Genomic DNA, 23,819 nt, shown 5'->3' on the forward strand with positions numbered 1-23,819 from the left:
AGCGATAATCGAAAGCGAAAGGCCTGTCACGGCCAGAGATGATGACCGGTCCTGCCGCCGACATTATGGTTTTCATGTCGTATAGTGCAGGCCAACACGAGATAATCGCATGGCCAACGCCGAAAAGACCATCGTCATTGCCGGCGCCGGCAGCATCGGCTGCTATGTCGGCGGTTGCCTGGCGCTGGCCGGACGCAAGGTGGTGTTTTTGGCGCGGCCAGGCATCGCGACGGCCTTGCTGGACGGTGGCCTGCGCATCACCGATCTCGATGGTCGCGACCGATCCATCCGGCCGGAGTCCGTCACCACCGATCCCGCCGCTGCCCTCGCCAGTGCCGACGTGGTGCTGGTGACGGTCAAGAACGGCGCTACCGAGGAGATGGCGTCGCTTGTTGCCGGACATGCGCGCGGCGATGTCGTGGTGGTCAGCCTGCAGAACGGCGTCGGCAATGCCGACCGGTTACGCGCCGGGCTCGGTGGACGGACTGTGCTCGCCGGCATGGTGCCGTTCAATGTCGTCCAGTCGGCCATAGGCAATTTGCCGCTTCACCTGCATCGCGCCAGCGACGGCAAGGTCATGATCGAAGATGGCGTGACCGGCCTTGCCGGCCTTCTCGATGTCGAAGGGCTTGGCGTGGAAACCCATCCCGACATGAAAGCCGTTCAGTGGGGCAAGCTGCTGATCAACCTCAACAACGCGCTTGTCGCATTGTCCGGCCTGCCGCTGGCGAGCGAACTTGCCGATCGCCGCTGGCGGCGAATCCTGGCCGGTCAGATCGACGAGGCCCTGGCGGCGATGAAGGCGTTACATATCGCGCCGGCGCGGATCGGCGGCTTGCATCCCGTCCTGCTGCCGAAACTGCTCCGGCTGCCGGACTGGCTGTTCCGGCTGGTCGCCCGCCGCATGCTCGCCATCGACCCGCAGGCGCGCTCGTCGATGTGGGACGACCTCCAACGTGGTCGGCCGACCGAGATCGGTGACCTGCAGGGGGCCGTCCTGAACCTCGCCGAAAAGGCCGGCACGCCGGCGCCTCTGCTGAAGCGGGTCACCGCGCTGGTGCGGCAGGCCGAGCGGGAAAAGTGCGGCTCACCCGGGCTGACGCCGGAAGCCGTCACTGGATAGTCTACTTGCCGCGAGCCTCGGGCCTTGGCCCGCATAGCCCGAAAACAGGCGCGTGGGCCCGCCGCGTCACAGCTTTGGTGCGCGCCTCGGAGCCGGCGCTTTGCTCGCCGGGCCTGGCGCCGGCAGGGGCTGCGCCGCCGGGTGGTTCTCGATCAGCGTGATCTTCTGCCAGATCTTGCGCGACAGGTTGGACGCCAGGTTCTCGACGTCGTTGACGCCGTCGATGACCACATCGTCATTGACCGACTGCGCAAACAGCGCCGCGATCTTGCCGGTGATCGACAGCATCTCCGAGCAATAGTCGAGGTAGCGCGCCAGGTCGGCGGCATTGGTGATGCGAGCCGGCGAATGCGCGGTCGGCCTGAAATTGGCGGACAATGCTGCCGGATCCTTGGTCAGCTGGTGCATGTCGATGACATGGATCAGCGATCTCAACCCATGCAGCTGGCGGAACACCCGCTTGCGCTTGATGCGCTCCTCGGTGCGGATCAGCGCCAGCAGGCCGAGCACGGCAAGGATCATCATGTTGATCGTGGCTTCGATGCCTTGCACCGACTGCACCGCATCGTCGGCCTGCGAGATATGGATGAGCGGCAGGATGGTGCCGACGAATAGGAAGATCAGCGCGCCGGCGGCAACAGCGGCGACGATGGCGCCGCGCAGCCACCAGATCGGCGCTTCCAGCGCCTGCGCCGCCTTGGCCAGGTCGCGCGACAGCGACACCAGTTCGGCGGCGACGCCGCGCAGGCCGGCATCGGGAAAACGCTCGGCGACGCGCTCTTCCAGCCGCTCGGCGGTGTCGATGATCAGTTTCGGATCAAGCGTGCGGTAGCGCATGGCGAGATATCCGGTCGGCGCTCATGGTTCAGCCGGCGCGTTGCTGCGTTTGCCGTAGCGGTTCGGACCGGGGTCACCGCGGAAACACGCTAGAACGATGAGAAGAATGGGGCCGATGATAAGAGAGATCAACGCGTAATAAGTCGGCTTGCCGAAATCATGAAACCGCTTTGCGGTTACCGCAAAGCTCGACCATGTCGAGATCAGCAAAACGACCCAGAACACAAGTGCCCAGTTCTGGCTGGTTGCGGTGCCGGGTTCCAGTCTCGACAACTGGTAGAGCGGGAAAAACTGTGCAAGCACCAGCAGCAGCCCGGCGAGCACGTAGGCACTTGGGCTGACGCGCCCTGAGAGGCTGAAGAAAAGCCAGGGAAGTGGTGGTGTGTTGGGCAATCTGGAGCGCTCTGGTTGCTCGGACAGGATCAATCACGCAGCAGTTCGTTGATCGAGGTTTTCGACCGGGTCTTGGCATCGACGCGCTTGACGATGACGGCGCAGTAGAGGCCAGGGCCCGGCTCGTTGTTCGGAAAGGCCTTGCCCGGCATCGAGCCGGCGACGACGACCGAATTCGGCGGCACCTCGCCATAAAACACTTCGCCGGTGGCGCGGTCGACGATCTTGGTCGACTGGCCGATGAACACACCCATTCCGAGCACCGAGCCTTCGCGCACGATGCAGCCCTCGACCACTTCGGAGCGCGCGCCGATGAAGCAATTGTCCTCGATGATGGTCGGGCCGGCCTGCATCGGCTCCAGCACCCCGCCGATGCCTACGCCGCCCGAGAGGTGCACATTCTTGCCGATCTGGGCGCAGGAGCCGACCGAGGCCCAGGTGTCGACCATGGTGCCGCTATCGACATAGGCGCCGACATTGACGAAGGACGGCATCAGCACCGCGCCCGGCGCGACATAGGCCGAGCGGCGCACGATCGAAGACGGCACGGCGCGGAAGCCTGCCTTCTCGAAATCGACCGCGCTCCAGCCGTCGAACTTCGACGCCACCTTGTCCCACCAGACCGCCTGGCCGGGGCCGCCCTTGATGATCTCCATCGGATAGAGCCGGAACGAGAGCAGCACCGCCTTCTTCAGCCATTGGTTGACATGCCATTTGCCATCGGCCTGGCGCTCGGCAACGCGCACGGTGCCACGGTCGAGCAGGTCGAGTGAGGACTGGATGGCGTCGCGCGTTTCGCCCCGGGTCGCGGTCGAAATCGTGTCGCGCTCCTCGAAGGCCTTCTCGATCGTCTTTTCGAGGCTGGCCAGATCAGGCTTCGACATGAATTCGCTCCGTTACCACGCTGTTAAGGCCGTCGGCCTTAACCTTGTTTTGAAAGTCGCGCGGACCCTATGTTAAGGCGTATTGGGGGTCAATCGCGCGTGCGCCATGGGACGGCGCAAGTGAACTGTTGGGACGGGTAGAAAGCATATGACTCCTATGGAAAAGGCGGGATGGACGCCGCTGCCGCATTCGGACGAGGATCTGGAGCGCTCGAAAAGCGTTCCCGACACGCCGCAGACTCGCGCCGAAACCTACCGGCTGGCCTGGAACGATCCCGACTTCATGACGCGCCGGGAGTTGCGCGCTGTGCGCTTGCAGCTTGAGCTCTTGAAGCCCGAAATGATCCTGGCCGAGCGCGGCATCCGCTCGACGGTGATCCTGTTCGGCGGCGCGCGTATTCCCGAGCCCGGCGGCGAGGCCTGGGCCGCCAAGAACGAGACGCAAAAGAAAAACCTCGAGGAAAACAGCAAATATTACGAGGAGGCGCGCAAATTCGCCCGCCTCTGCTCACAGCAATCGGCCACGTCCTACTACCGCGAATTCGTCGTCGTCACCGGTGGCGGCCCAGGCGTGATGGAGGCGGGAAATCGCGGCGCCGACGATGTCGGCGCGCCGTCGATCGGCCTCAACATCGTCCTGCCGCACGAGCAGGCGCCGAACGCCTATGTGACCCCGGAGCTGTGCTTCAACTTCCACTATTTCGCCATCCGCAAGATGCATTTCGTGATGCGCGCCAAGGCCGTCGCGGTGTTTCCGGGCGGCTTCGGCACCATGGACGAGTTCTTCGAGACGCTGACGCTGATCCAGACCGGCCGCATGGAACGCGTGCCGGTGATCCTGTTCGGCAAGGCGTTCTGGCAGCGCGCGATCGACCTCGATTTCCTGGCCGAACAAGGCACCATCACGCCCGGCGACCAGGATATCATCGACTTTGTCGACACCGCGGATGAGGCGTGGGGGATTATCAGCCGGTTCTACAAGTTAGGAGAATAGGGTCGGCGAAATGGGAATTGAACTGAAGAATTGAAGAACTGAAGAATTGAGGAAAAGGAGGTCCGGATCGGTCTCCCTTTCACCAGTTCTTCAATTCTTCAGCTCCTCAATTCCTCTACCCCCTCCACTATCCCCGTCAGAAACGTCGCGAGATCGTCGGTGACGAAATCGACGTCGTCCTCATTGGCCGGATCGCGCTCCCAGATCTCGGCAAAGGTCGGCTCGAAATTGCGCGGCACCACCAGCACCGTGGTCATGCCCAGTGATTTCGGCACCTCGAGGTTGCGGGCGAGATCCTCGAACATCACCGCATTGTGTCCGGTGACGGCGTGCAGTTCGGCAAACTTCTCATAGGTCTGCCGCGACGGCTTCGGCGTCAGCCCGGCGGCGACGATATCGAAAATGTCGTCGAAATGGTCGAGTATGCCGAGCTGGCGCGCGGTGCGCTCGGCGTGCCTGCGGTCGCCATTGGTGAAGATGAACTTGCGGCCGGGCAGCTGGCGGATAGCGGTGCCCAGCACCGGATCCGGCACCAGCCACGAATAGTCGATATCATGCACCTTTTCGAGAAAGTCGTCGGGGTCGATGCCGTGACGCGTCATCAGCCCGTTCAGCGTCGTGCCATATTCCTGATAGAGTTCCTTCTGCAGCTTGCGCGCTTCCTCGCGCGGCAGCGTGAGCAGTTCTCCGACATAGGCCGTCATCTTGACGTCGATCTGCGAAAACAGATTCGAATGGTGCGGATAAAGCGTGTTGTCGAGGTCGAACACCCAGTCGGTGACATGGGCGAAGCGGGCGGGATCGGGCAGCGTGGTCATGGCGTCCTTATGGCATGAAATATCTGCCGTTCGAACCCCTTTCTGATGTAGAGCTTATCCACAACCTATGTGCATCTAGAGTTGTAAAAATGGGCTCACCATTCAAATTTTAGCCATCACGGAAAGGTGGCCTTCAGGGCTTGCTGGCACAGAGACGGTTCAGTGGGAGCCAGCGATGAGTCGCATAGTCTTAAAGTCCGCCGCGGTCGCATTCGGCTCGGTAGCCATCTCGCTTTTGCTGACGCTGATCATCGTTCCCGCCATGGGTTTTCCGGTCGACCGCACTGTCTGGCTGACATCGACGGTGTGCCCGCTGGCGCTCGCCTGGATCGCCTGCGCCAGCACCTTCTGGCAGAGCGACCGACTGAAAAACGCGCATCGCGATCTCGCCCGCGCGCATGCCCAGCTCGCCGCCGCGCATCGGCGCCTGTCGGCGAAGGCGAGCCGCGACGACATGACCGGCATGCTCAACCGCGAGAGCTTCTTTGCCGCGTTGGACGGCTCGCGGCGCAAATCCGATCGCGGCGCGCTGCTGATCATCGACGCCGACCATTTCAAGGCGATCAACGACAGTTTCGGCCATCTGACCGGCGATGACGCACTGGTGTTGATCGCCAGCGCCATCGAGCGCGGCGTCCGCAGCGGCGACGTGCTCGGCCGCATTGGCGGTGAGGAGTTCGGCGCCTTCCTGGTCGGCGCTACGGAAGCCGAAGCCCGGCGCGTGGCCGAGCGCATCCGCCGTGAAGTCGAGCTGGTCCGCTTTCGTCCGGTCGACGAGCGCACGGTGCCGCTGACCGTCTCGATCGGCGGCATCACCTGTGCGCAAGATGCCGATGTCTCGGACCTGATGCGCGCCGCCGACCGCCGGCTCTACGAGGCCAAGCACCGCGGCCGCAATTTGTCGATCCTCGACCGGGACATTTCCGAAGCTGCCTAGGTGTTGGTGGTGGGGCTGTTAACGGTTCGCCAACATTGTTTCCACGCAACTGCGCCGTTTACCGGGTTGTAACTCGTTTACAGGCAAGGCTTGGCACGGGAATGGCATGTCTGGCCGGTACCTGTGCCGTTCAGGGAACGCCATGCGTGGATCGAAGCCCCCATCCAGAGACGTGTCATGAGTTTCTTCATCAGGAAAATATCGCGCCGCACCATCGTGCAGGCGCTGATTGCGATGCCGGCGCTACAGCTTTTTCGCAAGCAGCCTGACAGCGACCGCCCTCCGGCCGATCCCGACGAGATCGTCGTGGTCAATGGCTGGATCCTGAAGCGGAGCGACCTGGCATGATCTTCGACAGCTATGAGGCGTTTCGAGCCTCGGATTTCAAGCCCAAGGTCTGCATTCTCGGCTCCGGGCCGGCCGGCACCACCATTGCCAGAAAGCTCGGCGCCGCCGGCATTCCGGTCGTGGTGCTGGAGGCCGGCGCACGCGAATTCAGCGACGAGTCGCAGGATTTCTACCGCGGCTCCACGGTCGGCGATCAATATTTCGATCTCGACATCACCCGGCTGCGCTTCATGGGCGGGTCGTCGAACCACTGGGCCGGCTGGTGCCGCGTGCTCGACAAGCAGGACTTTGAGCCCAAGGCATGGGCGCCGGACACCGGCTGGCCAATCGCCCGGACCGACATCGAGCCCTATCTGCCCGAGGTGCACGACATACTCGAGCTTCCCGACTTCAAGCCCGATGTGCCGATTTCAGACGACATACGCTGGGTGCAGCTGATCAAGAGCCCGGCCGTGCGCTTTGGCGAGAAATTCTCCGACGAGCTCGACAAGAGCAAAAACATAGCGCTCGTGCTCAACACCTATGCCACCGAACTTGCCGGGGACGGCAAACGAGTGACCGGCGCCAGGCTGTGGTCGAACGGCAAGGATGCCGGCGCTTTCAGCGCCGATTATTTCATCGTCTGCGCCGGCGGGCTGGAGAATTCGCGGCTGCTTCTATGGTCGAACCAGCGCTCGAATGGCGGCGTGGTGCCGAACGCCACGGCACTTGGCCGCTACTGGATGGAGCACCCGACCTTCGAGGGCGGCAATGCCATCCTGGCCGATTACAGCGAGTTCGAGGTCGATGCCGTCAACGAGGCGTTCTTCTCGCCGATGCTCGCCGCCATGGAGCGGCTGCAGATCATGAATTTCGGCATACGCCTGATCGAGACGCCCTATGCCGGCGTCAAGAGCCTGATTGCCGACCTTGCCTGCACCGCGCCCGAGGCCGCCGAATGGGTCGCCTACCAGCTCAGCCAGAACCTGCGCTGCGCCGCCCAGCTCTACGTCGCCTGGGAACAGGCGCCGCTGGCCTCGAACCATATCGAATTGTCGAAGACCGATGTCGACCGTGCCGGCGTGCCGCGCATCGAGCTGCACTGGAAGAAGTCGCCGTTGGAGCGCCGCACCATCCTCGAGGGGCTCAAGCTGTTCGGAACGACGCTGATCGAGAAGGACCTCGGCCGCGTCCGCATCATGGACTGGCTGACCAATGGCGAGGACTACCCGACGGATGAGGAACTGGCCGGCCACCATCATATGGGCGGCACGCGCATGGGCACCGATGTCACCAAGAGCGTGGTCGACGCCAACTGCAAGGTGCACGGCATGGACAATCTCTATGTCGGCGGTTCCTCGGTATTCTGCACGTCGGGCGAATGCAACCCGACGACGACGATCACCGCACTTGCCTGCCGGCTAGGCGACCATCTGACCAAAGTAATCACGGTGTGACGAAGTCATCCCCCCGGGTGTGACGAAGTCATCACCGTCTGATTGTCAAAAAAGCGAACGGCGCGACAGGATTGCTGCCGGCGCTACCCATGCCTTGGTGTCGAAACCCTCGGAAATCAGCGCCAACGAGATCTCCCTCCCCCTTGTGGGGAGGGATTAAGGGTGGGGATAGGTGCCGCGCAACCCTTCAGGTTTGCTAAACCGTCGCTGGGTCCAGCGCCGGCTGCCCCTTGCGGCGGGCGACGATCGCCTTGAAATCGGCGGTCCGGAACGCATCGCGCAACACGTCGAAAGACGGCAGCACGAAATAGGCGCGCTGGAACTTGTCGATCTCGTAACCGGTGCGCATCACCGTTTCGAGGTCGAAGGGCACGTGGTGCGCGTCCGCGCTCGCGACGGCGAACTGCAATTCGGTGAACGACGACATCAGCCCGGCGCCGAAAGCTTTCAGCTTCTGGCCCTCCTCCTGTATCAGGCCGTATTCGGCGGTGTACCAGTAGAGACGGGTGATCATCTCGTCACCGCCCAGCGCAATCACGCTCTCGGCCTTTTCGCCATACATCTGCATGAAGTCGGCAAACACCGGCTGTGTCAGGATGGGCACATGGCCGAAGAAGTCGTGGAACATGTCGGGTTCGACGATGTAGTCGAGCTCGTCCTTGGTGCGCAGCCAGTTGGTCACCGGAAAGCGCCGGTTGGCGAGATGGTCGAAGAAGGGCGCGGCCGGGATGAGGCCAGGCACGGCGACGATTTCCCAGCCGGTCAGCTTGCGCAGCTTGTCTGAGACCGCGCCGAAATCCGGGATCTTGTCGAGCAGGCCGAGTGCGGCGATCCCATCGAGATAGGAATGGTGCGCCAGCTTCTGCGTCAGCTTGGTCTGCCGGTCGCACAACGTGCGCCACACCGCCTGTTCGTCGGCGCTGTAGTTGTAGCCCTGCGCCACGGTGAAGTCGGAACGGCACACTGAATAGTCGCCACGCAGGCCTTGCGCCGCGCAATCACGGGCATATTCGGCAACGCTCATCGTCGTCATGGTTCTTCTCCCCTGATCGTGACACTTGAATCTGTCCGCAGAGTCTAGCGGCGGCCGGCGAGGCAATTCAGCTTTGATGATGGCTTGGGTCCATGATTTGAGGTAAAAATCACCAAGCAGAAGCTGAAAGAGAGTGAAAATGCCTCAGTTCGACGATTTCGAGATCAAGATGCTGGATGTTCTTCAGCGCGATGGACGCAAGCCCGTGTCCGAACTGGCGCAGGAGATCGGCCTGTCGACGACGCCTTGCGCCCGCCGCTTCGAGGCGCTGCAGGAGGCCGGCATCATCAAGGGCTTTGCCGCCGTGCTCAACCGCCGCGCCGTCGGCCTGATGGTCGAGGTGTTCATCCAGGTGCGGCTCACCAGCCACAGCGACGGTTCGCCCGAAACCTTCATCGCCGCCGTGCAACGCATGGACGAAGTGTCGTCATGCTGGACGATGACCGGCGACCACGATTTCCTGCTGCACGTCATGGTGCCGTCGGTCGACGAACTCAACGCCTTCGTCATGCACCGCCTGATGCGCCTTGCCGGCGTGCGCGACGTTCACACCCAGCTGGTGCTGCAGAACATCAAGGGCCCGGGCCACGTGCCGCTCGCCCACCTCAGGCGGTAGGACACGCACCGCCATTTCTGCGGAAAAGCTGCACGCAAACTGCTGAACGGAGCCCAAATGCGAAACTGAAACGCCGGCTACGCCATGCGGACCGTCGCTCAAAGGTCCGTCATGAACATCGTGCTGATCAATCCGCCGCACACCGCCATCGGCAGCCGCGTGCCCGATGACCATCTGCCACCGCTCGGCCTGCTGGCACTGGGCGGCCCGCTTATCGACGCCGGCCATAAAGTCCGGCTGGTCGATGCCGAATTCGGGCCGATGCCGTTGGAAACTCTGGTGCGCGATGCGCTCAGCGGCCAGCCCGATTGCATCCTGATCGGCCACTCCGGCTCGACCTCGGCGCATCCCACCGCGCTCGCGATCGCCCGCATGGTCAAGGCGCTCGAGCCGGCGACGCTGGTGATCTATGGCGGCGTGTTCCCGACCTATCACTGGCGCGACATATTGGCGGCGAGCGATGTCTTCGACTTCATCGTGCGCGGCGAGGGCGAGGCAACCATCCTTGCCCTGGTCGTGGCACTGGACAATCGCCGGCCGCTGGGCGATGTCGCGGGTATCGCCTATCGCGACGATCTCGGCCGCCCCTTCGCGACGCGGCCGGCCGGGACCACTGCCAATCTGGACGAGTACCGCGTCGGCTGGGAGCTGATCGATCACCGCCGCTACAGCTATTGGGGCGGCAAGCGCGCCGTGGTCATGCAGTTTTCGCGGGGCTGTCCGCATCTGTGCAACTATTGCGGCCAGCGCGGTTTCTGGACCCGCTGGCGGCACCGCGACCCCAAAAAATTTGCGCAGGAGATTGCCTGGCTGCACCGCCAGCACGGCGTCGAACTGATCAACCTCGCCGACGAAAACCCGACCGTATCGAAGAAGGTTTGGCGCGCCTTTCTCGATGCGCTGATCGCCGAGAACGTGCCGGTGCTGATCGTCGGCTCGACCCGGGCCGACGACATCGTGCGCGATGCCGACATCCTGCACCTCTATCGCAAGGCCGGCGTCATCCGCTGGCTGCTCGGCATGGAAAACACCGACCAGCAGACGCTTCAACTGATCCGCAAGGGCGGCAGCACCTCATCCGACCGCGAGGCGATCCGGCTGCTCCGCCAGCATGGCATACTGTCCATGGCGACCTGGGTGGCGGGGTTCGAGGATGAGACCTTTCGCGATCTGTGGCGCGGCTTTCGCCAGCTGCTTGCCTACGACCCCGACCAGATCCAGGCGCTCTATGTCACGCCGCACCGCTGGACGCCGTTCTTCCGCATCGCCAAGGACCGCAAGGTGATCCAGACGGATGCCCGGCTGTGGGACTACAAGCACCAGGTGCTGCAGATGACCCGGCTGAAACCGTGGATGCTGTTCTTCTCGGTCAAGCTGATCGAGGTCGCGGTGCAGTCGCGGCCGAAGGCGCTGGCGCGCATTCTCTTCCACCCCGATCCCGAACAGCGCCATTCGATGCGCTGGTACACCCAAATGGGCCGCCGCGTGTGGTTCCGCGAGGTCTGGGGTTTCCTGGCCCGCGACCGCCGCCTCAAGGATGGTCCGACGCTGGCTGAGTTCTGGGGCGCGCCGCAGGATGCCGATGAGGAATCCATGGTCGTCATGCGCCCGCCGCTCAAGCCGGCCGAAGCGGCTGTCGCGATCTCGGCCGGCACCTGACCGGCTCGCTGCCATTCATAGATACGTACCGTATGCGTATTGACATACGCGGCGTATGTACCCACCTCATGCATACGGGACGTATGTGAGTGCCCCGGACAATGGAGTGAAAATGACCAAACGTGACGCGATCTTTCCTGCCGGCAGGCAGGCTCTCTACGAGATCAATCGCTATTCTGCTGCAATCCGATCGGGCGATCTTTTGTTTGTCTCGGGCCAGGTCGGCAGCCGCGAGGACGGGTCGCCCGAACCTGTCTTCGAAAAGCAGGTCCAGCTTGCCTTCGACAATCTCGCGGCAGTGCTGAAAGCAGCGGGCGCCACGTTCGACGATATAGTCGACGTGACCACCTTCCACACCGATCCGGCAACGCAATGGCCCGTGATCGATGCCGTTCGGCTGAAGGTGTTCGGTGAACCGCCCTACACCAATTGGACGGCGGTCGGCGTCAACTGGTTAGCCGGCTTCGACTTCGAGATAAAGGTCATCGCGCGCCTGCCCCAGCCTGCCTAAGGGCTGGCCAGCCGACCAACTGGCCGCCAAGCCAGTTGCCGATCAGGGCACGATTAGCGTGCCGGCGCCGTGTTCGGTGAACAGTTCCAGAAGCACCGCATGCGGCGTCTTGCCGTTGAGGATGACGACGCCTTCGACGCCGCGCTCGATCGCCTCGATGCAGGTCTCGACTTTGGGGATCATGCCGCCCGACACCGTGCCGTCCTTGATCAGCGCCTTGGCTTCGGCCACCGTCAGCTCGTCGATCAGCTTCTTGTTCTTGTCGAGCACGCCGGGCACGTCGGTCAGGAACAAAAGGCGCGTCGCCTGGCAGGCGCCGGCGATGGCGCCGGCGAAGGTGTCGGCATTGATGTTGTAGGTATGGCCATCGCGGCCGGGCGCCACCGGCGCCAGCACCGGGATCATTTCGGAGCGCGCCAGCAGGTCGAGCAGGGTGCGGTCGACTTCGACCGGTTCGCCGACGAAACCGAGATCGAGCACACGCTCGATGTTGGAATCCGGGTCGATCATGGTCTTGCGCGCCTTTTCGGCGAACACCATGTTGCCGTCCTTGCCGCACAGGCCGATCGCCCATTCGCCCTCGGCGTTGATCAGCGCGACGATCTCCTTGTTGATCGAACCGGCCAGCACCATCTCGACGATTTCGACCGTCTTCTGATCCGTGACGCGCAGTCCGCCTTCGAACTTGGATTCGATGCCCATCTTGGCCAGCATGGCGCCGATCTGCGGCCCGCCGCCATGGACGACGATCGGGTTGACGCCGGACTGCTTCAGCAGCGCGATGTCACGGGCGAAAGCCTTGCCGAGCTCGATATCGCCCATGGCATGACCGCCATATTTCACCACCACCGTCTTGTGCTCGTAGCGCTGCATATAGGGCAGGGCCCGCGAGAGCAGGGCGGCCTGCATTTCGGCGGTGGCGGTGATCTCCGTCATCGGCATGGTTCCCTGGATGTGGGTAAGGACGGCGGCGTCTTAGCGGGAATTGGCCCAGGCCGCAAACAGCTTTGCTATCACGATGATGAAATCTGCCGGATCAGGCCGGCACCTTGAGCGGCGCCCGCCGCGTCAGCCACCCGGAAACCTTCTCCATCTGCGCAGCAAGCGACAAAAGCGTCCTGCTCGTCGCCGGGGCGGCCGACGGCCTGGATGCCGAGCGGCAGGCCGGCATCGGTGACATGGACCGGCAGCGCGATCGACGGCTGGCCGCTGACATTCTGGATCGCCGGCCAGTGGTGAACCACAGGCTCTTGTCCATCAATTGCCCAAACAAGGATCTGATCTCCAAGAGACGGGTCAAATGCAATTTGTCGAGCAGGTTTTCGATGAGCTCGTCGGCCCCCTTCGGGTCCATGGCGCCTCAGGCAAGCGGCGGATGCGCAATGATCGGGTTGCCTCGGCGCGCGCGATCGCAGCATCGACAAGGTCTGGCGGCGAGATCTCGCCTCTGTGCAACAGCTCTGCCAAGCCGGTCGCATCGTTCTCCCACAGCATCCGTTCGGCCGACATTGCTGTTCCCCTATCTGCGGGAGGCTAACGACAGCCGATTTCCTTGGCAACCGACCGGCGATTACTGGCGATCGGGCGCGGACATCGATTGCGTGGACAACAAGATTTCTGCCTTTGCAAATAAATCGTGATCGCTTAGCTTGTCCGTATGACGCCGCAGGATATCTCCACCCTGATTGTCCGGACCTCGATGAAGGATCGGACTGCGTTCGATCTGCTTTACCGGCAAACCAGTGCGAAACTTTTCGGCGTGTGCCTTCGTGTATTGAAGGATCGCGGAGATGCGGAAGAAGCGCTGCAAGAGGTCTTCGTCAAAGTGTGGACGAAGGCGGACCGTTTCGCTGTTTCCGATCTAAGCCCAATCTCCTGGCTGGTGGCCATAGCACGCAATCATGCGATTGATCGCATCCGGTCGCGACGCAAGCCCGCTGCCGATATCGATGCCGCGCTCGACGTGGCTGACCCCGGTCCGGGGCCAGAGGCTATGGTTGTTGCGGGCGGTGAATCCGAGCGCATCTATCAGTGCCTTGAAGAGTTGGAACAAGACCGGGCGCAAGCCGTTCGGGGTGCTTATTTGAACGGCGAAAGTTACGCCGAGCTCGCGGAACGTCACAAGGTTCCGCTCAACACGATGCGGACATGGCTGCGCCGCAGCCTGTTGAAACTTAGAGAATGTCTGGAAAGATGACCCTGGCAGAAGAAAATGGACCGGAACGTGGAGGCGACGACCTGCTCGCAGCCGAATACGTTCTCGGCGTGCTGCCGGCGGATGAGCGCCAGATAGCCTCCGGACGCATCGACGCGGAGACCGGCTTTGCCCGTCTCGTCGATTCCTGGGAAGTAAACCTCTCGCCGATGGCTGCCGCTTATGCTGAGGTAGAGCCGCCGGCCACCATCAAGCCGGCTATCGATCGCCGGCTGTTCTCCTCCACCGCGGCGTCGACGACGGCCCCGAGCGGCAGCCTGTGGTCCAGCCTTAGCTTCTGGCGCGGCCTCACCGCAGCGGCTCTCGCGGCCCTGGTGCTCTATGTCGCCGTGCCTTACGTCAGGTCGCCGGTCGTCGTGCCGCAGGAGCGCCTCGTCGCCTCGCTGGCTGCCGAAGGCAGCGATGTCAAATACCTTGTCGTCTACGACGCTTCCCGCCGCGATGTCGGCCTGTCGCTGGTTTCGGGCGAACGCGCCGCCGGCAAGGACTTCGAACTGTGGATGATCGAAGGCAAGAATGCGCCGGTCTCGATGGGCGTCATCCCCGCCGGCCAGGTCGCCCATATCCCGGTTACCCCGGCCGTGCAGCAGAAGCTGGCGCAAGGCGCCGTGCTTGCTGTCAGCGTCGAGCCGACGGGCGGTTCGACGACGGGACAGCCGACCGGACCGGTCGTTGCCGCGGGCGACCTGAAGGGCATCTGATAGATCGTAAAACCATGACGTGACAATGAAGACAGCGGAAGTACATCTTCCGCTGTTTTCGTTTTGGATACGCTGCTGGAGATTAGAGGTTCGATCTGGGAGATTAATTCGCCGACAAAATAAAGGAAATTTTTCCCGGCGCGCGGAAACTCAGGCAGTTCTATTTCGTATCTCCTCTGTTCCGAAAGAGGAAACAATAACCCCGAGGAGTTCGAACACTATGCGTAGAATCGCCACCCTTTTGCTCGCCGGTACCATTGCCGTCTCCGCCCTCGCCACAATCGCCTATGCCGAGAATCCGATGGTTGGCGGCGCCGCCATGTACGCCAACAAGAACATCGTCGAGAACGCCGTCAATTCGAAGGATCACACGACACTGGTCGCCGCCGTCAAGGCTGCCGGCCTGATCGAGACGCTGCAGGGCGCCGGCCCGTTCACCGTCTTCGCGCCGACCAATGAGGCCTTCGCCGCGCTTCCGGCTGGCACGGTCGAGTCGCTGCTCAAGCCCGAGAACAAGGACAAGCTCACCAAGATCCTGACCTGCCATGTCATCGGCGCCAAGGCGATGGGCGCCGATGTCGCCTCGATGGCCAAGGCCGATGGCGGCACCCACAAGGTCAAGACGGTCGGCGGCTGCGAGCTGTCGCTCAAGGCCGATGGCGGCAAGGTCACCGTAGCCGACGAGAACGGCAATGTCGCCAATGTCACGATCGCCGATGTCGAGCAGTCGAACGGCGTCATCCACGTCATCGACAAGGTCCTGCTGCCGAAGATGTAACAAAGCCCCTGCCGCCGACGAACAGGCGGTAAGCTCTCTGATTGCGCGGCTCCCCCTTCGCGGGCCGCGCAATCTTCCGAGCGCTCCACGCCGTCCGCCACAAAACGCGGAGCCGGCTTGGAGCGTTCGGTTTGCAGGGCAACCGTCACCGGCTTTTGATTTTCCAGTGGCGGCCAAATCTGGCAAAATGATCCGCAGGAGGATTTCCGTCATGAACCGTCGCGACTTGCTTTTGAGTGGCGTCGCCTTTGCGGCCGTCGCCGGCGCCTTGGCAACGCTACGCTTGGGCGGAACCCAGTCCGCCAGAGCTGCCGAAACCTTCGAGGTCACCAAGACCGACGCCGAGTGGCACGCCATCCTGTCGGATGAAGCCTTCAATGTGCTGCGCAAGGAAGGCACCGAATATCCCGGCACCAGCCCGCTGCTCAACGAGCACCGCAAAGGCATTTTCGCCTGCGCCGGCTGCGACCTGCCGGTCTATTCCTGGGAGACCAAGTTCGATTCCGGTACCGGATGGCCGAGCTTCTGGCAGGAGATCGCCAACAGCGTCGGCAAGACCACGGATCGTTCTCTGGGCATGACCCGCACCGAGGTTCATTGCCGCCGCTGCGGCGGTCATCTCGGCCATGTCTTCGATGACGGTCCCGCACCCACCGGCCTGCGCCACTGCATCAACGGCGTTGCGCTCAGCTTCAAGCCGGCCACTGCCTGACCGTTCGGCGTCTTTTAGCGGGGTGGGGATTTGGCGCCGGCGTGACGACCGCCTCCTATCTCTTGAAATGGAGCGAAAACAGTCAACTTCAAGAATTGGCAGACGGCTTTTTATGCGTAGATTCCGCAGCCCTAACGAGAGGGCCAGAACCTATGCAACGAACCAAAGCACGGGCTCGCGCTAGCGAGCGCAGATCGACCGCCAAATCGACCGGCGGTGTTGATGCGGACCGGCCGCGTATCTCCCATCAAGTGGTGATCGCCGGCGGCGGCCCGACCGGGTTGATGCTGGCCGGCGAACTGTCCCTGGCCGGCATCGATGTCGCCATCGTCGAGCGGCGCGAGAACCAGGATCTCGCGGGCGTGCGCTCCGGCGGCCTGCATTCGCGCACCATCGAGATCTTCGACCAGCGCGGCATTGCCGATCGGTTCCTGTCGCAAGGCCAGACCGCCCAGGTCGCGGGTTTCGCCGGCGTTTCGCTTGATATCAGCGACTTCCCCACCCGCCACAATTACGGGCTGGCGCTGTGGCAAAAGCACATCGAGCGCATCCTTGCCTGCTGGGTCGATGAACTTGGCGTCACGGTCTACCGTGGCCGCGAGGTGACAGGCTTCGTGCAGGATGCAGGCGGCGTCGATGTCGCGCTGACAGATGGCGGGTCGCTTCGTGCCGATTATCTTGTCGGCTGCGACGGCGGCAGAAGCCTCGTGCGCAAGGCGGGGGGCATAGAGTTCCCCGGTTCCGAGCCGACAACCAGCAATTTGATCGCCGAGATCGAGGTAACAGAAGAGCCGCAATGGGGTATCCACCGCGATGCCATCGGAATTCACGGCCTCAGCAGACTGGAAGACGGTACGGTGCGGGTGCTGGTGACCGAACGCGAGGTCGGGGCCGGCGGCGTGCCCACATTGCATGAGCTCAGCGAGGCGCTCATTGCCGTCTACGGCACCGATTACGGCGTCCACAATCCAACATCGCTGGCCCGCTTCACCGACATGACCCGGCAGGCAGCCTCATACCGCAAGGGGCGGGTGCTGCTGGCAGGCGACGCCGCGCACGTGCATCCACCGGACGGTGGACAGGGGCTGCAGACCGGCGTGCAGGACGCGGTCAATCTGGGCTGGAAGCTCGCCCAGGTGGTCAGGAAAACTGCGCCCGAAAGCCTGCTCGACAGCTACCAGGCAGAGCGCCACCCGATTGCCGCGCGTGTGATGAAAAACACCATGGCGTCGGTCGTGCTCCGTCGCGAAGACGAGCGCACCAAGGCGCTGCGCGATACAGTGTCGGAACTTCTCGGCATGGAAGAGCCGCGCAAGCGTTTTGCCGGCATGTTGTCCGGCCTGGACATCCACTACGATCTTGGCGAGGGGCATCCGCTGCTGGGGCGTCGCATGCCGGATCTCGACCTCGTCACCGCTGCCGGTCCGCTGCCGGTTTTCGCCCTGCTGCATGACGCTCGGCCGCTGCTGCTTAATCTTGGTGAGCCCGGCGCTTTTGGTATCGGCCAGTGGGTGGAGCGGATTCAGCTGGTCGACGCCAGCTACGATGGCGCATGGGAGCTTCCGGTGCTGGGGGCAGTCGAAGCCCCACGCGCAGTGCTGGTCCGGCCTGACGGTTATGTGGCCTGGGTCGGCGGCCCTGAAGCAGCCGGGCTAACCGACTCGCTGACCAAATGGTTTGGGCCGCCTGCCGCAGCATAGCGCGCCGGGTGTTCGACCAAGGAGCTTGACAACGATCGATGCTTAAGCGTGACCCCGGAAATCGGGGGTGATTTCCGGGGTCACACATGAGCGCGCCAGGCGGGGGGTCCGGCGCGCTCAATGGCCTCCGCCGCCGCTGCCCGCGGGCGGCGCCGGCTTGGCGATGACCAGGGTGAAGACCGCCATGGTCGCGAACAGCACGGTCAGCATGGTGAACACATCCATGAACGACAGCAGCGACGCCTGCTGCTGGACCATGCCCGACAGTTTGGAGATCGCCGCCTTGGTGGCGTCGAGGCCGGGAGTCTGCTGGAAGTCGAGCGTCATGTTCTGCAGCTTGGTCTGCGCCGCCGCACTGCCCCATTCCACATGCTCGGCCAGCCTGGCGTAGTGGAAGGCGCTGCGATCGATCAGCACGGTGTTGATGACGGCAAGGCCGACCGCACCGCCGAGGTTGCGGGTCAGGTTGAACAGGCCCGACGCGTTCTTCAGCCGGTCCGGCTGCAAGGTGCCGAGCGCAATGTTGTTGATCGGCACCATGCACAGCATCATCGAGCTGCCGCGCAGGATCTGCGGGATCAGCAATTCCCAGAAATCCCAGTCGGCGGTCAGATGCGTCATCCACCATGTGCCGGCAGCGAAGCCGAACAGCCCGATCATCATCATGATGCGCAAATCCATCTTGCTCGACAGGATGCCGGAAATCGGCGCAGTGACGAACATCGCCAGCCCGCTGACGAACAAGGCTTCGCCGATCATCATGGAATCGTAGCCGCGGATGCGCCCGAGGAACACCGGGTAGAGATAGGTCAGACCGTACAGGCCGATGCCGATGACGAAGGAGAACAGCGAACCGAAGGCGAAATTGACGTTGGTGAAGGCCCTGAGATCGACGATCGGCTCCTCGGCGGTGAAGGCACGCCAGAAGAACAGCGCCGCACCGACAACCATGATGATGGCGCAGATGAACACGGCCTGTTCCTGCAGCCAGTCATGGTTCGGACCTTCCTCGAGCACATATTCCATGCAGCCGAGAAACGCCGCCATGCCGGCAAGGCCCCACCAGTCGAACTTGCTGAACAGGCCGAGATTGGGCTTGTCGAAATCGATCAGGGTCCAGGTCGTGACCGTCACCAGAATGCCTGGAATGACATTGATGAGGAACAGCCAGTGCCACGACATGGCATGGCTGATATAGCCGCCGACGGTCGGGCCGATGGTCGGCGCCAGCGTCGCCACCAGGCCGATCATCGGCGACACCATGGCGCGGCGCGACGGCGGGAAGATGGTGAAGGCGGCGGCGAAAACGCTCGGGATCATGCCGCCGCCGATAAAGCCCTGGATGGCTCGGTAGACGATCATCTGGTCGATGTTGGTGGCGGTCGCGGCCAGCGCGCTGGCCGCCGTGAAGCCGGCCGCGGCGCCTGCAAACAGCACGCGCGTCGACAGCATCCGGCTGAGGAAGCCCGACAGCGGGATCATCACCACTTCGGCGATCAGATAGGCGGTCTGCACCCATGGGATTTCGTCGGAACTGGCGCTGAGGCCGGCCTGGATCTCGGCCAGCGAGGCTGAGACGATCTGGATGTCGAGGATCGCCATGAACATGCCGAACACCATCGCCAGGAAGGCGATGAGGCGGCGCGTCGAGATGGTCGTCGGCACCGCTGGCATGGCCGGCGCCGCTCCTGCTGTTATGGTTGCGGTTGCCATGGCGTTGCTCCCGGCTTTCGCTCAGTTCGCCGCGGCCGGAGCCGTGCGGCTGTCGACGGCGACAACGACGCTCAGGCCGGCGCGCAGCCTGCCTGCCTTCAGCACATCGGCCGGGACGTCGATGCGAACCGGGATGCGCTGCACCACCTTGGTGAAGTTGCCGGTGGCATTTTCCGGCGGCAGGAGCGAGAACACGGCACCCGAAGCCGGCGCCAGCGACGACACCGTGCCTTCGAAATCATGGCCGTCCGTGGCGTCGACCGAGACCCGAACCTTCTCGCCGGGCACCAGCTTGGCCAGCTGCGTCTCCTTGAAGTTGGCAACGATGTAGAGCTTGTCCAGCGGCACCACGACGGCGAGCTTCTGGCCGGGGCTGACGAGGTCGCCCTGCTCGACCGAGCGGTTGCCGACGACGCCGTCATAAGGCGCCTTGAGCACGGTGAAGGACAGATCGCGCGCGGCCTTGTCGCGGTTCAGCCGCAGCGAAGCCAGCGTGCTGGCCGATTCGGCGCGCTGCGCTTCGAACACGCCGATATTGGCCTGTGCGGCTGCAATCTGCGCGTCGGCGCCGACAAGGGCCGCATTGGCCTGGTCGAGAGCGGTCTGGGCATCGTCCAGTTGCGCCTGCGTGCCGACATGCGTCTTGACCAGTTGCGCGGCGCGCTGCTGGGCGCGAGCGGCGTTGTCGGCTGCCGCCTGGTCGGCGACCTTCTGCGCCTGCGCCTGTTGCAGCGAAGCGTGCGCCGCCTTGGTCTGCGCGTCGATACGGTCGAGCGTCTTGGCCAGCGTGGCGATCTGCGCCTCCGCCTGGGCAACGGCTATTCTGTAGTCGCCGTCGTCGATCGTCAGCAGCGGATCGCCGGCCTTGACCTGCTGGTTCTCCGAGACCTTGACTTGATCGACATAGCCGGAAATCTTCGGCGAGACGAACGACATGTCGGCCTGGACATAGGCGTCGTCGGTCGAGATCAGGAACCGGCCGTCGGTCCAGTAATTATAGCCATACCAGGCGCCGGCGCTGAGCAGAGCGAGGCCGATGATCGGCAGCATGAACGAGCGAGCCGACCGCTTTTTCTTGGCCGGCACCTCGGCCAAAACTTCGGCGGCAGGCTTGATGGGCGCTTCCGGCGCTTCGATAACCGGCGAGACCTTGGCGTTGGGAAAGCGGCGGACTTCGGCGGTGGTTGGCGTGTTCGAGGACATGATATCTCGCTATCGTAGCTACATAAGGCAAATATGTTATACTGAACCGTTCGGTTCGATGCGAACGTTGACATAGCGCTAAAGCAGGCCCATATCAAGAGCAATCGAACCGCTCGGTTCGAATTATTTCGCGAGGTGTGACTTTAATGGCCGACACGTTACCCGACGTCGAAAATGATCCGTGCGATGTGCTGGATAGTGCGCGTCGCGGCCGCCCGGCGGCGGGCCAGGATCCGGTCAAGCGCAGCCAGATCATCGAAGGCGCGCGGCGCGTGTTCATCGACAAGGGCTTCGAAGCGGCGTCGATGAACGACATTACCCGCGAGGCCGGCGTCTCCAAGGGCACGATCTATGTCTACTTCGCCAACAAGGAAGAGCTGTTCGAGGCACTGATCGAGGAAGAGCGCGGCACCATCTTCAAGAACATGTACGACATGCTCGACCGCGCCGACGATCTGCGCCAGACGCTGGTGAAATTCGGCAAGGTGCTGTCGATGAAGATCACCTCGGCCAAGGTCATCCAGGCGCAACGCACCGTGATCGGCGCCTCCGACAGGATACCGGACATGGGCGCGCGGTTTTACGAACGTGGCCCCAAACGCGGCCACGACAAGGTGGTCAATTTCCTCAATGCAGCCATCGAACGCGGCCTGCTCAAGATCGATGATGTCGATCTTGCCGCCTATCAATTCACCGAACTGTGCCTCGCCGGCCTGTTTCGCCAGTGCATCTTCGCCTACCGCACCAAGGCGCCGAGCCAGGATGAAATCAACCACATCGTGCGGTCGGGCGTCAGCCTGTTCCTGAAGTCCTACGGCACCGAAAAGCTTGCCGAGGAAGAAAGCCACCAGATGATCGCGCTCGAGGCGAAGTCCAAGGCAAAGGCCTAGTTAGCCAAAGGTCTTTTTTCGCAACTCCGGACGGAAAACCGCTTCACACTTTTCCCGGAGTTGCTTTTAACCGCCATTGGCCGCCAGCACGATCGCCGCGCGCAGTTCGTCCAGACCCTCGCCCTTTTCCGACGACGTGGCGAGCACGAACGGAAACGCCGCCGGCCGCTTCTTGATCTTCAGTAATGTCTCTTCGATCAGCCGCGGCACGCCGGCGGCCTTGATCTTGTCGGTCTTGGTCAGCACGATCTGGTAGGACACCGCCGCCTTGTCGAGCAGCGACAGCACTTCGTCGTCCTTGGCTTTGATGCCATGGCGGGAATCGATCAGCACATAGACCCGCTTCAGCGTCACGCGGCCCTTGAGATAGTCGAAGACCAGCTTGGTCCAATCGTCCACCTTTTCCTTCGGCGCGCTGGCATAGCCGTAGCCCGGCATGTCGACCAGCGCCATTGGCGGCAAGTCGGTGCCTTCGCCGGAAAACCCGCCCGGCACGAAATAGTTGAGCTCCTGCGTGCGCCCCGGCGTGTTGGAGGTGCGCGCCAGCCCGTTATGGCCGACCAGCGCATTGATCAGCGACGACTTGCCGACATTGGAGCGGCCGGCAAAGGCGATCTCCGGCGGCCCCTCCGGCGGCAGGAACTTCATCGCCGGCACGCCGCGGATGAAGATCCACCCCTTGGTGAACAGGTCGGTGCCGATGACGGTGTTGCCCAGCGCGTTCAAATCGCTGCCTCCAGCCTGGAAATATCGGCGCCCCGAATGGCGTTGAGGTTGCGGCCGATCTTGTCCACCGGCCAGTTCCACCACGCCACGGAAAGCAGCCGCCTGACCGTCCTGTCGTCGAAACGCATCTTCACCACCTTTGCCGCATTGCCGGCGACGATCGCATAGGCCGGCACGTCATGCGTCACCACCGATTTCGCCGCCACGATGGCGCCATTGCCGACCGACACGCCGGGCATGATCACCGCATCCATGCCGATCCATACATCATTGCCGACCACCGTGTCGCCGCGCAGTTCCTGCGACCACGTCTTCGGGTCGAAGCCTTGCTCCCAGCCATGGCCGAAAATGTTGAACGGATAGGTGGAAAAGCCGGACATGGCATGGTTGGCGCCGTTCATGATGAAGCGCGCGCCCTCGGCGATGGCGCAGAACTTGCCGATGATCAGCTTGTCGCCGATGAAGGGATAATGATGCAGCACGCACCGCTCGGCGAATTTGTCCGGTCCGTCAGGATCGTCATAGTAGGTGAACTCGCCGATCTCGATATTCGGCGCGGTGACCAGGGGCTTGAGGAAGCCGACGCGGGTGTGCATCGGGATCGGGTGTTTGATGTCTGGGTTGGGTCCGTCCATGGCGAGATCCGTCGAGAGTGGCGCAAATTAAAGCCGCCATTCGAGATGGCGTGATCCGCCCTATAGCACCAATCGCCCGATGAGCGAGCCCTGCTGGGCTTCGATGTTCAGTTCGTGCCGCGGCAGATCACGATCAGGTCGACCGCCGCCGTCGGCTAAGGCGCCCTGAAACAAAAAAAACGGGGCCCTGCGAAGGACAAGCAGGACCCCGGTGGTGTCGAAGACGGCTTCAAAAGAATGGCACCTCCTCGTGAGGTGGGGAAGGCAGACCGAGAAAGCCCGTCGCAGCCCGCCGTCATTCCCCGTTGCGTAAAGCCGTTACTTCGGCAACAGCACCTTGTTGACGACGTGGATGACGCCGTTCGACTGGTTGACGTCGGCGACCGTTACCTTGGCGGCGCCGCCGGATTCGTCGACGATATAAAGCGCGCCTTTTTTTACCTCGGCGATCAGCGTGTCGCCGCTGACGGTCTTCATTTCATACTTGCCACCCATCGCCTTGGCCTTGGTCATCATATCCTTGGCCGAGATCTTGCCGGCCACGACATGGGCGGTCAGGATCTTGGTCAGCTTGTCCTTGTTTTCGGGCTTCACCAGCGTGGCGACGGTGCCGGCCGGCAGTTTCTTGAAGGCGGAATCGGTCGGCGCAAACACCGTGAAGGGTCCCGCGCTTTCCAGCGTGTCGACCAGGCCGGCGGCCTTGACGGCGGCAACCAGCGTCTTGTGGATCGGCGAGTTGAGGGCGTTCTCGACGATGTTCTTCGAGGTCAGCATCGCAGCGCCGCCAACGGCGGGATTGGCGAGCGTATAGGCCGTCGTAGCTGCGAGGCCCGATAGAGCCAGGCCGGCGGAAAAGCAGAATGCCTTGAGGATGGACTTTGCCATTGGAGAACCCTTCTGGTGCGACAATTGTTGATTCGATTGTCGGGAAGAGTTACGCGGCGATTGCGGGAAAGT

26 protein-coding genes are annotated in these 23,819 nt (G+C 62.9%); 14 read left to right on the forward strand and 12 right to left on the reverse strand.

Annotated features, from left to right (window positions below; translation table 11 throughout):
* Positions 1-109 precede the first annotated feature (109 nt).
* On the forward strand, positions 110-1,123 hold the full coding sequence (locus ACYG9Z_RS14730; protein WP_023752347.1) for a 2-dehydropantoate 2-reductase: 1,014 nt from the start codon (positions 110-112) through the stop codon (positions 1,121-1,123).
* Positions 1,124-1,189: 66 nt separating this feature from the next.
* Here ACYG9Z_RS14730 and ACYG9Z_RS14735 read toward each other — a convergent pair whose 3' ends face one another.
* The 3 genes from ACYG9Z_RS14735 to dapD are packed head-to-tail and all read right to left on the reverse strand — an operon-like array spanning position 1,190 to position 3,237.
* The gene (locus tag ACYG9Z_RS14735; RefSeq protein ID WP_023752346.1) at positions 1,190-1,960 is read right to left on the reverse strand and encodes a hypothetical protein; all 771 of its coding nucleotides are present in this window, start codon (positions 1,958-1,960) and stop codon (positions 1,190-1,192) included.
* 21 nt (positions 1,961-1,981) lie between these two features.
* A complete protein-coding gene (locus ACYG9Z_RS14740) occupies positions 1,982-2,386 on the reverse strand; it encodes a DUF805 domain-containing protein (RefSeq protein WP_081725464.1) in 405 nt (134 codons plus the stop codon).
* Positions 2,383-3,237: a 2,3,4,5-tetrahydropyridine-2,6-dicarboxylate N-succinyltransferase gene (dapD, locus tag ACYG9Z_RS14745; protein WP_023673222.1), complete on the reverse strand. Its 855-nt coding sequence runs from the start codon at positions 3,235-3,237 to the stop codon at positions 2,383-2,385. Before dapD ends, ACYG9Z_RS14740 begins: the two co-directional genes overlap by 4 nt.
* Positions 3,238-3,385: 148 nt before the next feature.
* Here dapD and ACYG9Z_RS14750 point away from each other — a divergent pair, with 148 nt between their 5' ends.
* Positions 3,386-4,231, forward strand: a complete 846-nt coding sequence (locus ACYG9Z_RS14750; RefSeq protein WP_023681343.1) for an LOG family protein — start codon at positions 3,386-3,388, stop codon at positions 4,229-4,231.
* A 98-nt stretch (positions 4,232-4,329) separates the two neighbouring features.
* Here the strand turns inward: ACYG9Z_RS14750 and ACYG9Z_RS14755 are convergent, their stop codons facing one another.
* Complete coding sequence (locus ACYG9Z_RS14755) at positions 4,330-5,049, reverse strand: pyrimidine 5'-nucleotidase (protein ID WP_023681344.1); 720 nt, start codon at positions 5,047-5,049, stop codon at positions 4,330-4,332.
* A 175-nt stretch (positions 5,050-5,224) separates the two neighbouring features.
* Between ACYG9Z_RS14755 and ACYG9Z_RS14760 the strand changes: the two genes are divergently transcribed.
* The 3 genes from ACYG9Z_RS14760 (at position 5,225) to ACYG9Z_RS14770 (ending at position 7,770) form a co-directional block, all read left to right on the forward strand.
* A complete protein-coding gene (locus ACYG9Z_RS14760) occupies positions 5,225-5,986 on the forward strand; it encodes a GGDEF domain-containing protein (RefSeq protein WP_023681345.1) in 762 nt (253 codons plus the stop codon).
* Between the two features lie 177 nt (positions 5,987-6,163).
* On the forward strand, positions 6,164-6,334 hold the full coding sequence (locus tag ACYG9Z_RS14765; RefSeq protein ID WP_023681346.1) for a hypothetical protein: 171 nt from the start codon (positions 6,164-6,166) through the stop codon (positions 6,332-6,334).
* Complete coding sequence (locus tag ACYG9Z_RS14770; RefSeq protein ID WP_023681347.1) at positions 6,331-7,770, forward strand: GMC oxidoreductase; 1,440 nt, start codon at positions 6,331-6,333, stop codon at positions 7,768-7,770. The genes ACYG9Z_RS14765 and ACYG9Z_RS14770 overlap by 4 nt, the downstream gene beginning before the upstream one ends.
* Before the next feature lie 196 nt (positions 7,771-7,966).
* Here the strand turns inward: ACYG9Z_RS14770 and phhA are convergent, their stop codons facing one another.
* Positions 7,967-8,803 (reverse strand): phenylalanine 4-monooxygenase, encoded by an 837-nt coding sequence (gene phhA / locus ACYG9Z_RS14775; RefSeq protein ID WP_023752345.1) that lies wholly within the window; start codon positions 8,801-8,803, stop codon positions 7,967-7,969.
* A 139-nt stretch (positions 8,804-8,942) separates the two neighbouring features.
* Between phhA and ACYG9Z_RS14780 the strand changes: the two genes are divergently transcribed.
* From ACYG9Z_RS14780 to ACYG9Z_RS14790, 3 genes are all read left to right on the forward strand, one after another.
* On the forward strand, positions 8,943-9,419 hold the full coding sequence (locus ACYG9Z_RS14780) for an Lrp/AsnC family transcriptional regulator (RefSeq protein ID WP_023687465.1): 477 nt from the start codon (positions 8,943-8,945) through the stop codon (positions 9,417-9,419).
* A 111-nt stretch (positions 9,420-9,530) separates the two neighbouring features.
* Entirely contained in the window at positions 9,531-11,078 is a 1,548-nt protein-coding gene (gene bchE, locus ACYG9Z_RS14785) for a magnesium-protoporphyrin IX monomethyl ester anaerobic oxidative cyclase (RefSeq protein ID WP_023703792.1), read from the forward strand.
* A gap of 112 nt (positions 11,079-11,190) precedes the next feature.
* On the forward strand, positions 11,191-11,589 hold the full coding sequence (locus ACYG9Z_RS14790; RefSeq protein WP_023687463.1) for a RidA family protein: 399 nt from the start codon (positions 11,191-11,193) through the stop codon (positions 11,587-11,589).
* Between the two features lie 42 nt (positions 11,590-11,631).
* On the opposite strand, the gene argB is transcribed toward ACYG9Z_RS14790, so the two are convergent.
* Together argB and ACYG9Z_RS14800 are read right to left on the reverse strand one after the other, a co-directional pair.
* Complete coding sequence (gene argB, locus ACYG9Z_RS14795; protein ID WP_013528489.1) at positions 11,632-12,525, reverse strand: acetylglutamate kinase; 894 nt, start codon at positions 12,523-12,525, stop codon at positions 11,632-11,634.
* Positions 12,526-12,602: 77 nt separating this feature from the next.
* A complete protein-coding gene (locus tag ACYG9Z_RS14800; protein ID WP_023696030.1) occupies positions 12,603-12,833 on the reverse strand; it encodes an amidase family protein in 231 nt (76 codons plus the stop codon).
* 413 nt (positions 12,834-13,246) lie between these two features.
* On the opposite strand from ACYG9Z_RS14800, the gene ACYG9Z_RS14805 reads away from it, so the two are divergent.
* From ACYG9Z_RS14805 to ACYG9Z_RS14825, 5 genes are all read left to right on the forward strand, one after another.
* On the forward strand, positions 13,247-13,786 hold the full coding sequence (locus ACYG9Z_RS14805) for a sigma-70 family RNA polymerase sigma factor (RefSeq protein ID WP_023673234.1): 540 nt from the start codon (positions 13,247-13,249) through the stop codon (positions 13,784-13,786).
* Positions 13,783-14,505, forward strand: coding sequence for an anti-sigma factor (locus ACYG9Z_RS14810; protein WP_023736962.1), 723 nt, complete (start codon positions 13,783-13,785; stop codon positions 14,503-14,505). The genes ACYG9Z_RS14805 and ACYG9Z_RS14810 overlap by 4 nt, the downstream gene beginning before the upstream one ends.
* Before the next feature lie 220 nt (positions 14,506-14,725).
* A complete protein-coding gene (locus ACYG9Z_RS14815) occupies positions 14,726-15,283 on the forward strand; it encodes a fasciclin domain-containing protein (RefSeq protein WP_023752344.1) in 558 nt (185 codons plus the stop codon).
* A 211-nt stretch (positions 15,284-15,494) separates the two neighbouring features.
* Positions 15,495-15,995 carry a peptide-methionine (R)-S-oxide reductase MsrB gene (msrB, locus tag ACYG9Z_RS14820; protein ID WP_023736961.1) on the forward strand — a complete coding sequence of 167 codons (501 nt, stop codon included), beginning with the start codon at positions 15,495-15,497 and terminating at the stop codon, positions 15,993-15,995.
* A gap of 152 nt (positions 15,996-16,147) precedes the next feature.
* Positions 16,148-17,695: an FAD-dependent monooxygenase gene (locus ACYG9Z_RS14825; protein WP_050589216.1), complete on the forward strand. Its 1,548-nt coding sequence runs from the start codon at positions 16,148-16,150 to the stop codon at positions 17,693-17,695.
* A gap of 117 nt (positions 17,696-17,812) precedes the next feature.
* Here ACYG9Z_RS14825 and ACYG9Z_RS14830 read toward each other — a convergent pair whose 3' ends face one another.
* Positions 17,813-19,408, reverse strand: coding sequence for a DHA2 family efflux MFS transporter permease subunit (locus ACYG9Z_RS14830; protein ID WP_023752343.1), 1,596 nt, complete (start codon positions 19,406-19,408; stop codon positions 17,813-17,815).
* 21 nt (positions 19,409-19,429) lie between these two features.
* Complete coding sequence (locus ACYG9Z_RS14835) at positions 19,430-20,611, reverse strand: HlyD family secretion protein (protein ID WP_023752342.1); 1,182 nt, start codon at positions 20,609-20,611, stop codon at positions 19,430-19,432.
* A gap of 146 nt (positions 20,612-20,757) precedes the next feature.
* On the opposite strand from ACYG9Z_RS14835, the gene ACYG9Z_RS14840 reads away from it, so the two are divergent.
* Entirely contained in the window at positions 20,758-21,501 is a 744-nt protein-coding gene (locus tag ACYG9Z_RS14840; protein WP_023752341.1) for a TetR/AcrR family transcriptional regulator, read from the forward strand.
* 66 nt (positions 21,502-21,567) lie between these two features.
* On the opposite strand, the gene yihA is transcribed toward ACYG9Z_RS14840, so the two are convergent.
* The 3 genes from yihA to ACYG9Z_RS14855 form a co-directional block, all read right to left on the reverse strand.
* Positions 21,568-22,227, reverse strand: coding sequence for a ribosome biogenesis GTP-binding protein YihA/YsxC (yihA, locus tag ACYG9Z_RS14845; protein ID WP_023696022.1), 660 nt, complete (start codon positions 22,225-22,227; stop codon positions 21,568-21,570).
* Positions 22,224-22,862, reverse strand: coding sequence for a CatB-related O-acetyltransferase (locus ACYG9Z_RS14850; protein WP_023681358.1), 639 nt, complete (start codon positions 22,860-22,862; stop codon positions 22,224-22,226). Before ACYG9Z_RS14850 ends, yihA begins: the two co-directional genes overlap by 4 nt.
* A gap of 318 nt (positions 22,863-23,180) precedes the next feature.
* A complete protein-coding gene (locus ACYG9Z_RS14855; RefSeq protein ID WP_023673244.1) occupies positions 23,181-23,747 on the reverse strand; it encodes a fasciclin domain-containing protein in 567 nt (188 codons plus the stop codon).
* Positions 23,748-23,819 lie beyond the last annotated feature (72 nt).

The organism is Mesorhizobium sp. RSR380A (assembly GCF_054719385.1).

Coding starts and splice junctions, on each gene's coding strand:
- ACYG9Z_RS14780 (WP_023687465.1), top strand. CDS start 8,943: ATGCCTCAGTTCGACGATTTCGAGATCAAGATGCTGGATGTTCTTCAG.
- ACYG9Z_RS14805 (WP_023673234.1), top strand. CDS start 13,247: ATGACGCCGCAGGATATCTCCACCCTGATTGTCCGGACCTCGATGAAG.
- msrB (WP_023736961.1), top strand. CDS start 15,495: ATGAACCGTCGCGACTTGCTTTTGAGTGGCGTCGCCTTTGCGGCCGTC.
- ACYG9Z_RS14730 (WP_023752347.1), top strand. CDS start 110: ATGGCCAACGCCGAAAAGACCATCGTCATTGCCGGCGCCGGCAGCATC.
- bchE (WP_023703792.1), top strand. CDS start 9,531: ATGAACATCGTGCTGATCAATCCGCCGCACACCGCCATCGGCAGCCGC.
- ACYG9Z_RS14765 (WP_023681346.1), top strand. CDS start 6,164: ATGAGTTTCTTCATCAGGAAAATATCGCGCCGCACCATCGTGCAGGCG.
- ACYG9Z_RS14790 (WP_023687463.1), top strand. CDS start 11,191: ATGACCAAACGTGACGCGATCTTTCCTGCCGGCAGGCAGGCTCTCTAC.
- ACYG9Z_RS14770 (WP_023681347.1), top strand. CDS start 6,331: ATGATCTTCGACAGCTATGAGGCGTTTCGAGCCTCGGATTTCAAGCCC.
- ACYG9Z_RS14810 (WP_023736962.1), top strand. CDS start 13,783: ATGACCCTGGCAGAAGAAAATGGACCGGAACGTGGAGGCGACGACCTG.
- ACYG9Z_RS14835 (WP_023752342.1), bottom strand. CDS start 20,611: ATGTCCTCGAACACGCCAACCACCGCCGAAGTCCGCCGCTTTCCCAAC.
- ACYG9Z_RS14850 (WP_023681358.1), bottom strand. CDS start 22,862: ATGGACGGACCCAACCCAGACATCAAACACCCGATCCCGATGCACACC.
- phhA (WP_023752345.1), bottom strand. CDS start 8,803: ATGACGACGATGAGCGTTGCCGAATATGCCCGTGATTGCGCGGCGCAA.
- ACYG9Z_RS14825 (WP_050589216.1), top strand. CDS start 16,148: ATGCAACGAACCAAAGCACGGGCTCGCGCTAGCGAGCGCAGATCGACC.
- ACYG9Z_RS14855 (WP_023673244.1), bottom strand. CDS start 23,747: ATGGCAAAGTCCATCCTCAAGGCATTCTGCTTTTCCGCCGGCCTGGCT.
- ACYG9Z_RS14815 (WP_023752344.1), top strand. CDS start 14,726: ATGCGTAGAATCGCCACCCTTTTGCTCGCCGGTACCATTGCCGTCTCC.
- ACYG9Z_RS14840 (WP_023752341.1), top strand. CDS start 20,758: ATGGCCGACACGTTACCCGACGTCGAAAATGATCCGTGCGATGTGCTG.
- dapD (WP_023673222.1), bottom strand. CDS start 3,237: ATGTCGAAGCCTGATCTGGCCAGCCTCGAAAAGACGATCGAGAAGGCC.
- ACYG9Z_RS14735 (WP_023752346.1), bottom strand. CDS start 1,960: ATGCGCTACCGCACGCTTGATCCGAAACTGATCATCGACACCGCCGAG.
- ACYG9Z_RS14830 (WP_023752343.1), bottom strand. CDS start 19,408: ATGGCAACCGCAACCATAACAGCAGGAGCGGCGCCGGCCATGCCAGCG.
- argB (WP_013528489.1), bottom strand. CDS start 12,525: ATGACGGAGATCACCGCCACCGCCGAAATGCAGGCCGCCCTGCTCTCG.
- ACYG9Z_RS14760 (WP_023681345.1), top strand. CDS start 5,225: ATGAGTCGCATAGTCTTAAAGTCCGCCGCGGTCGCATTCGGCTCGGTA.
- ACYG9Z_RS14750 (WP_023681343.1), top strand. CDS start 3,386: ATGACTCCTATGGAAAAGGCGGGATGGACGCCGCTGCCGCATTCGGAC.
- ACYG9Z_RS14755 (WP_023681344.1), bottom strand. CDS start 5,049: ATGACCACGCTGCCCGATCCCGCCCGCTTCGCCCATGTCACCGACTGG.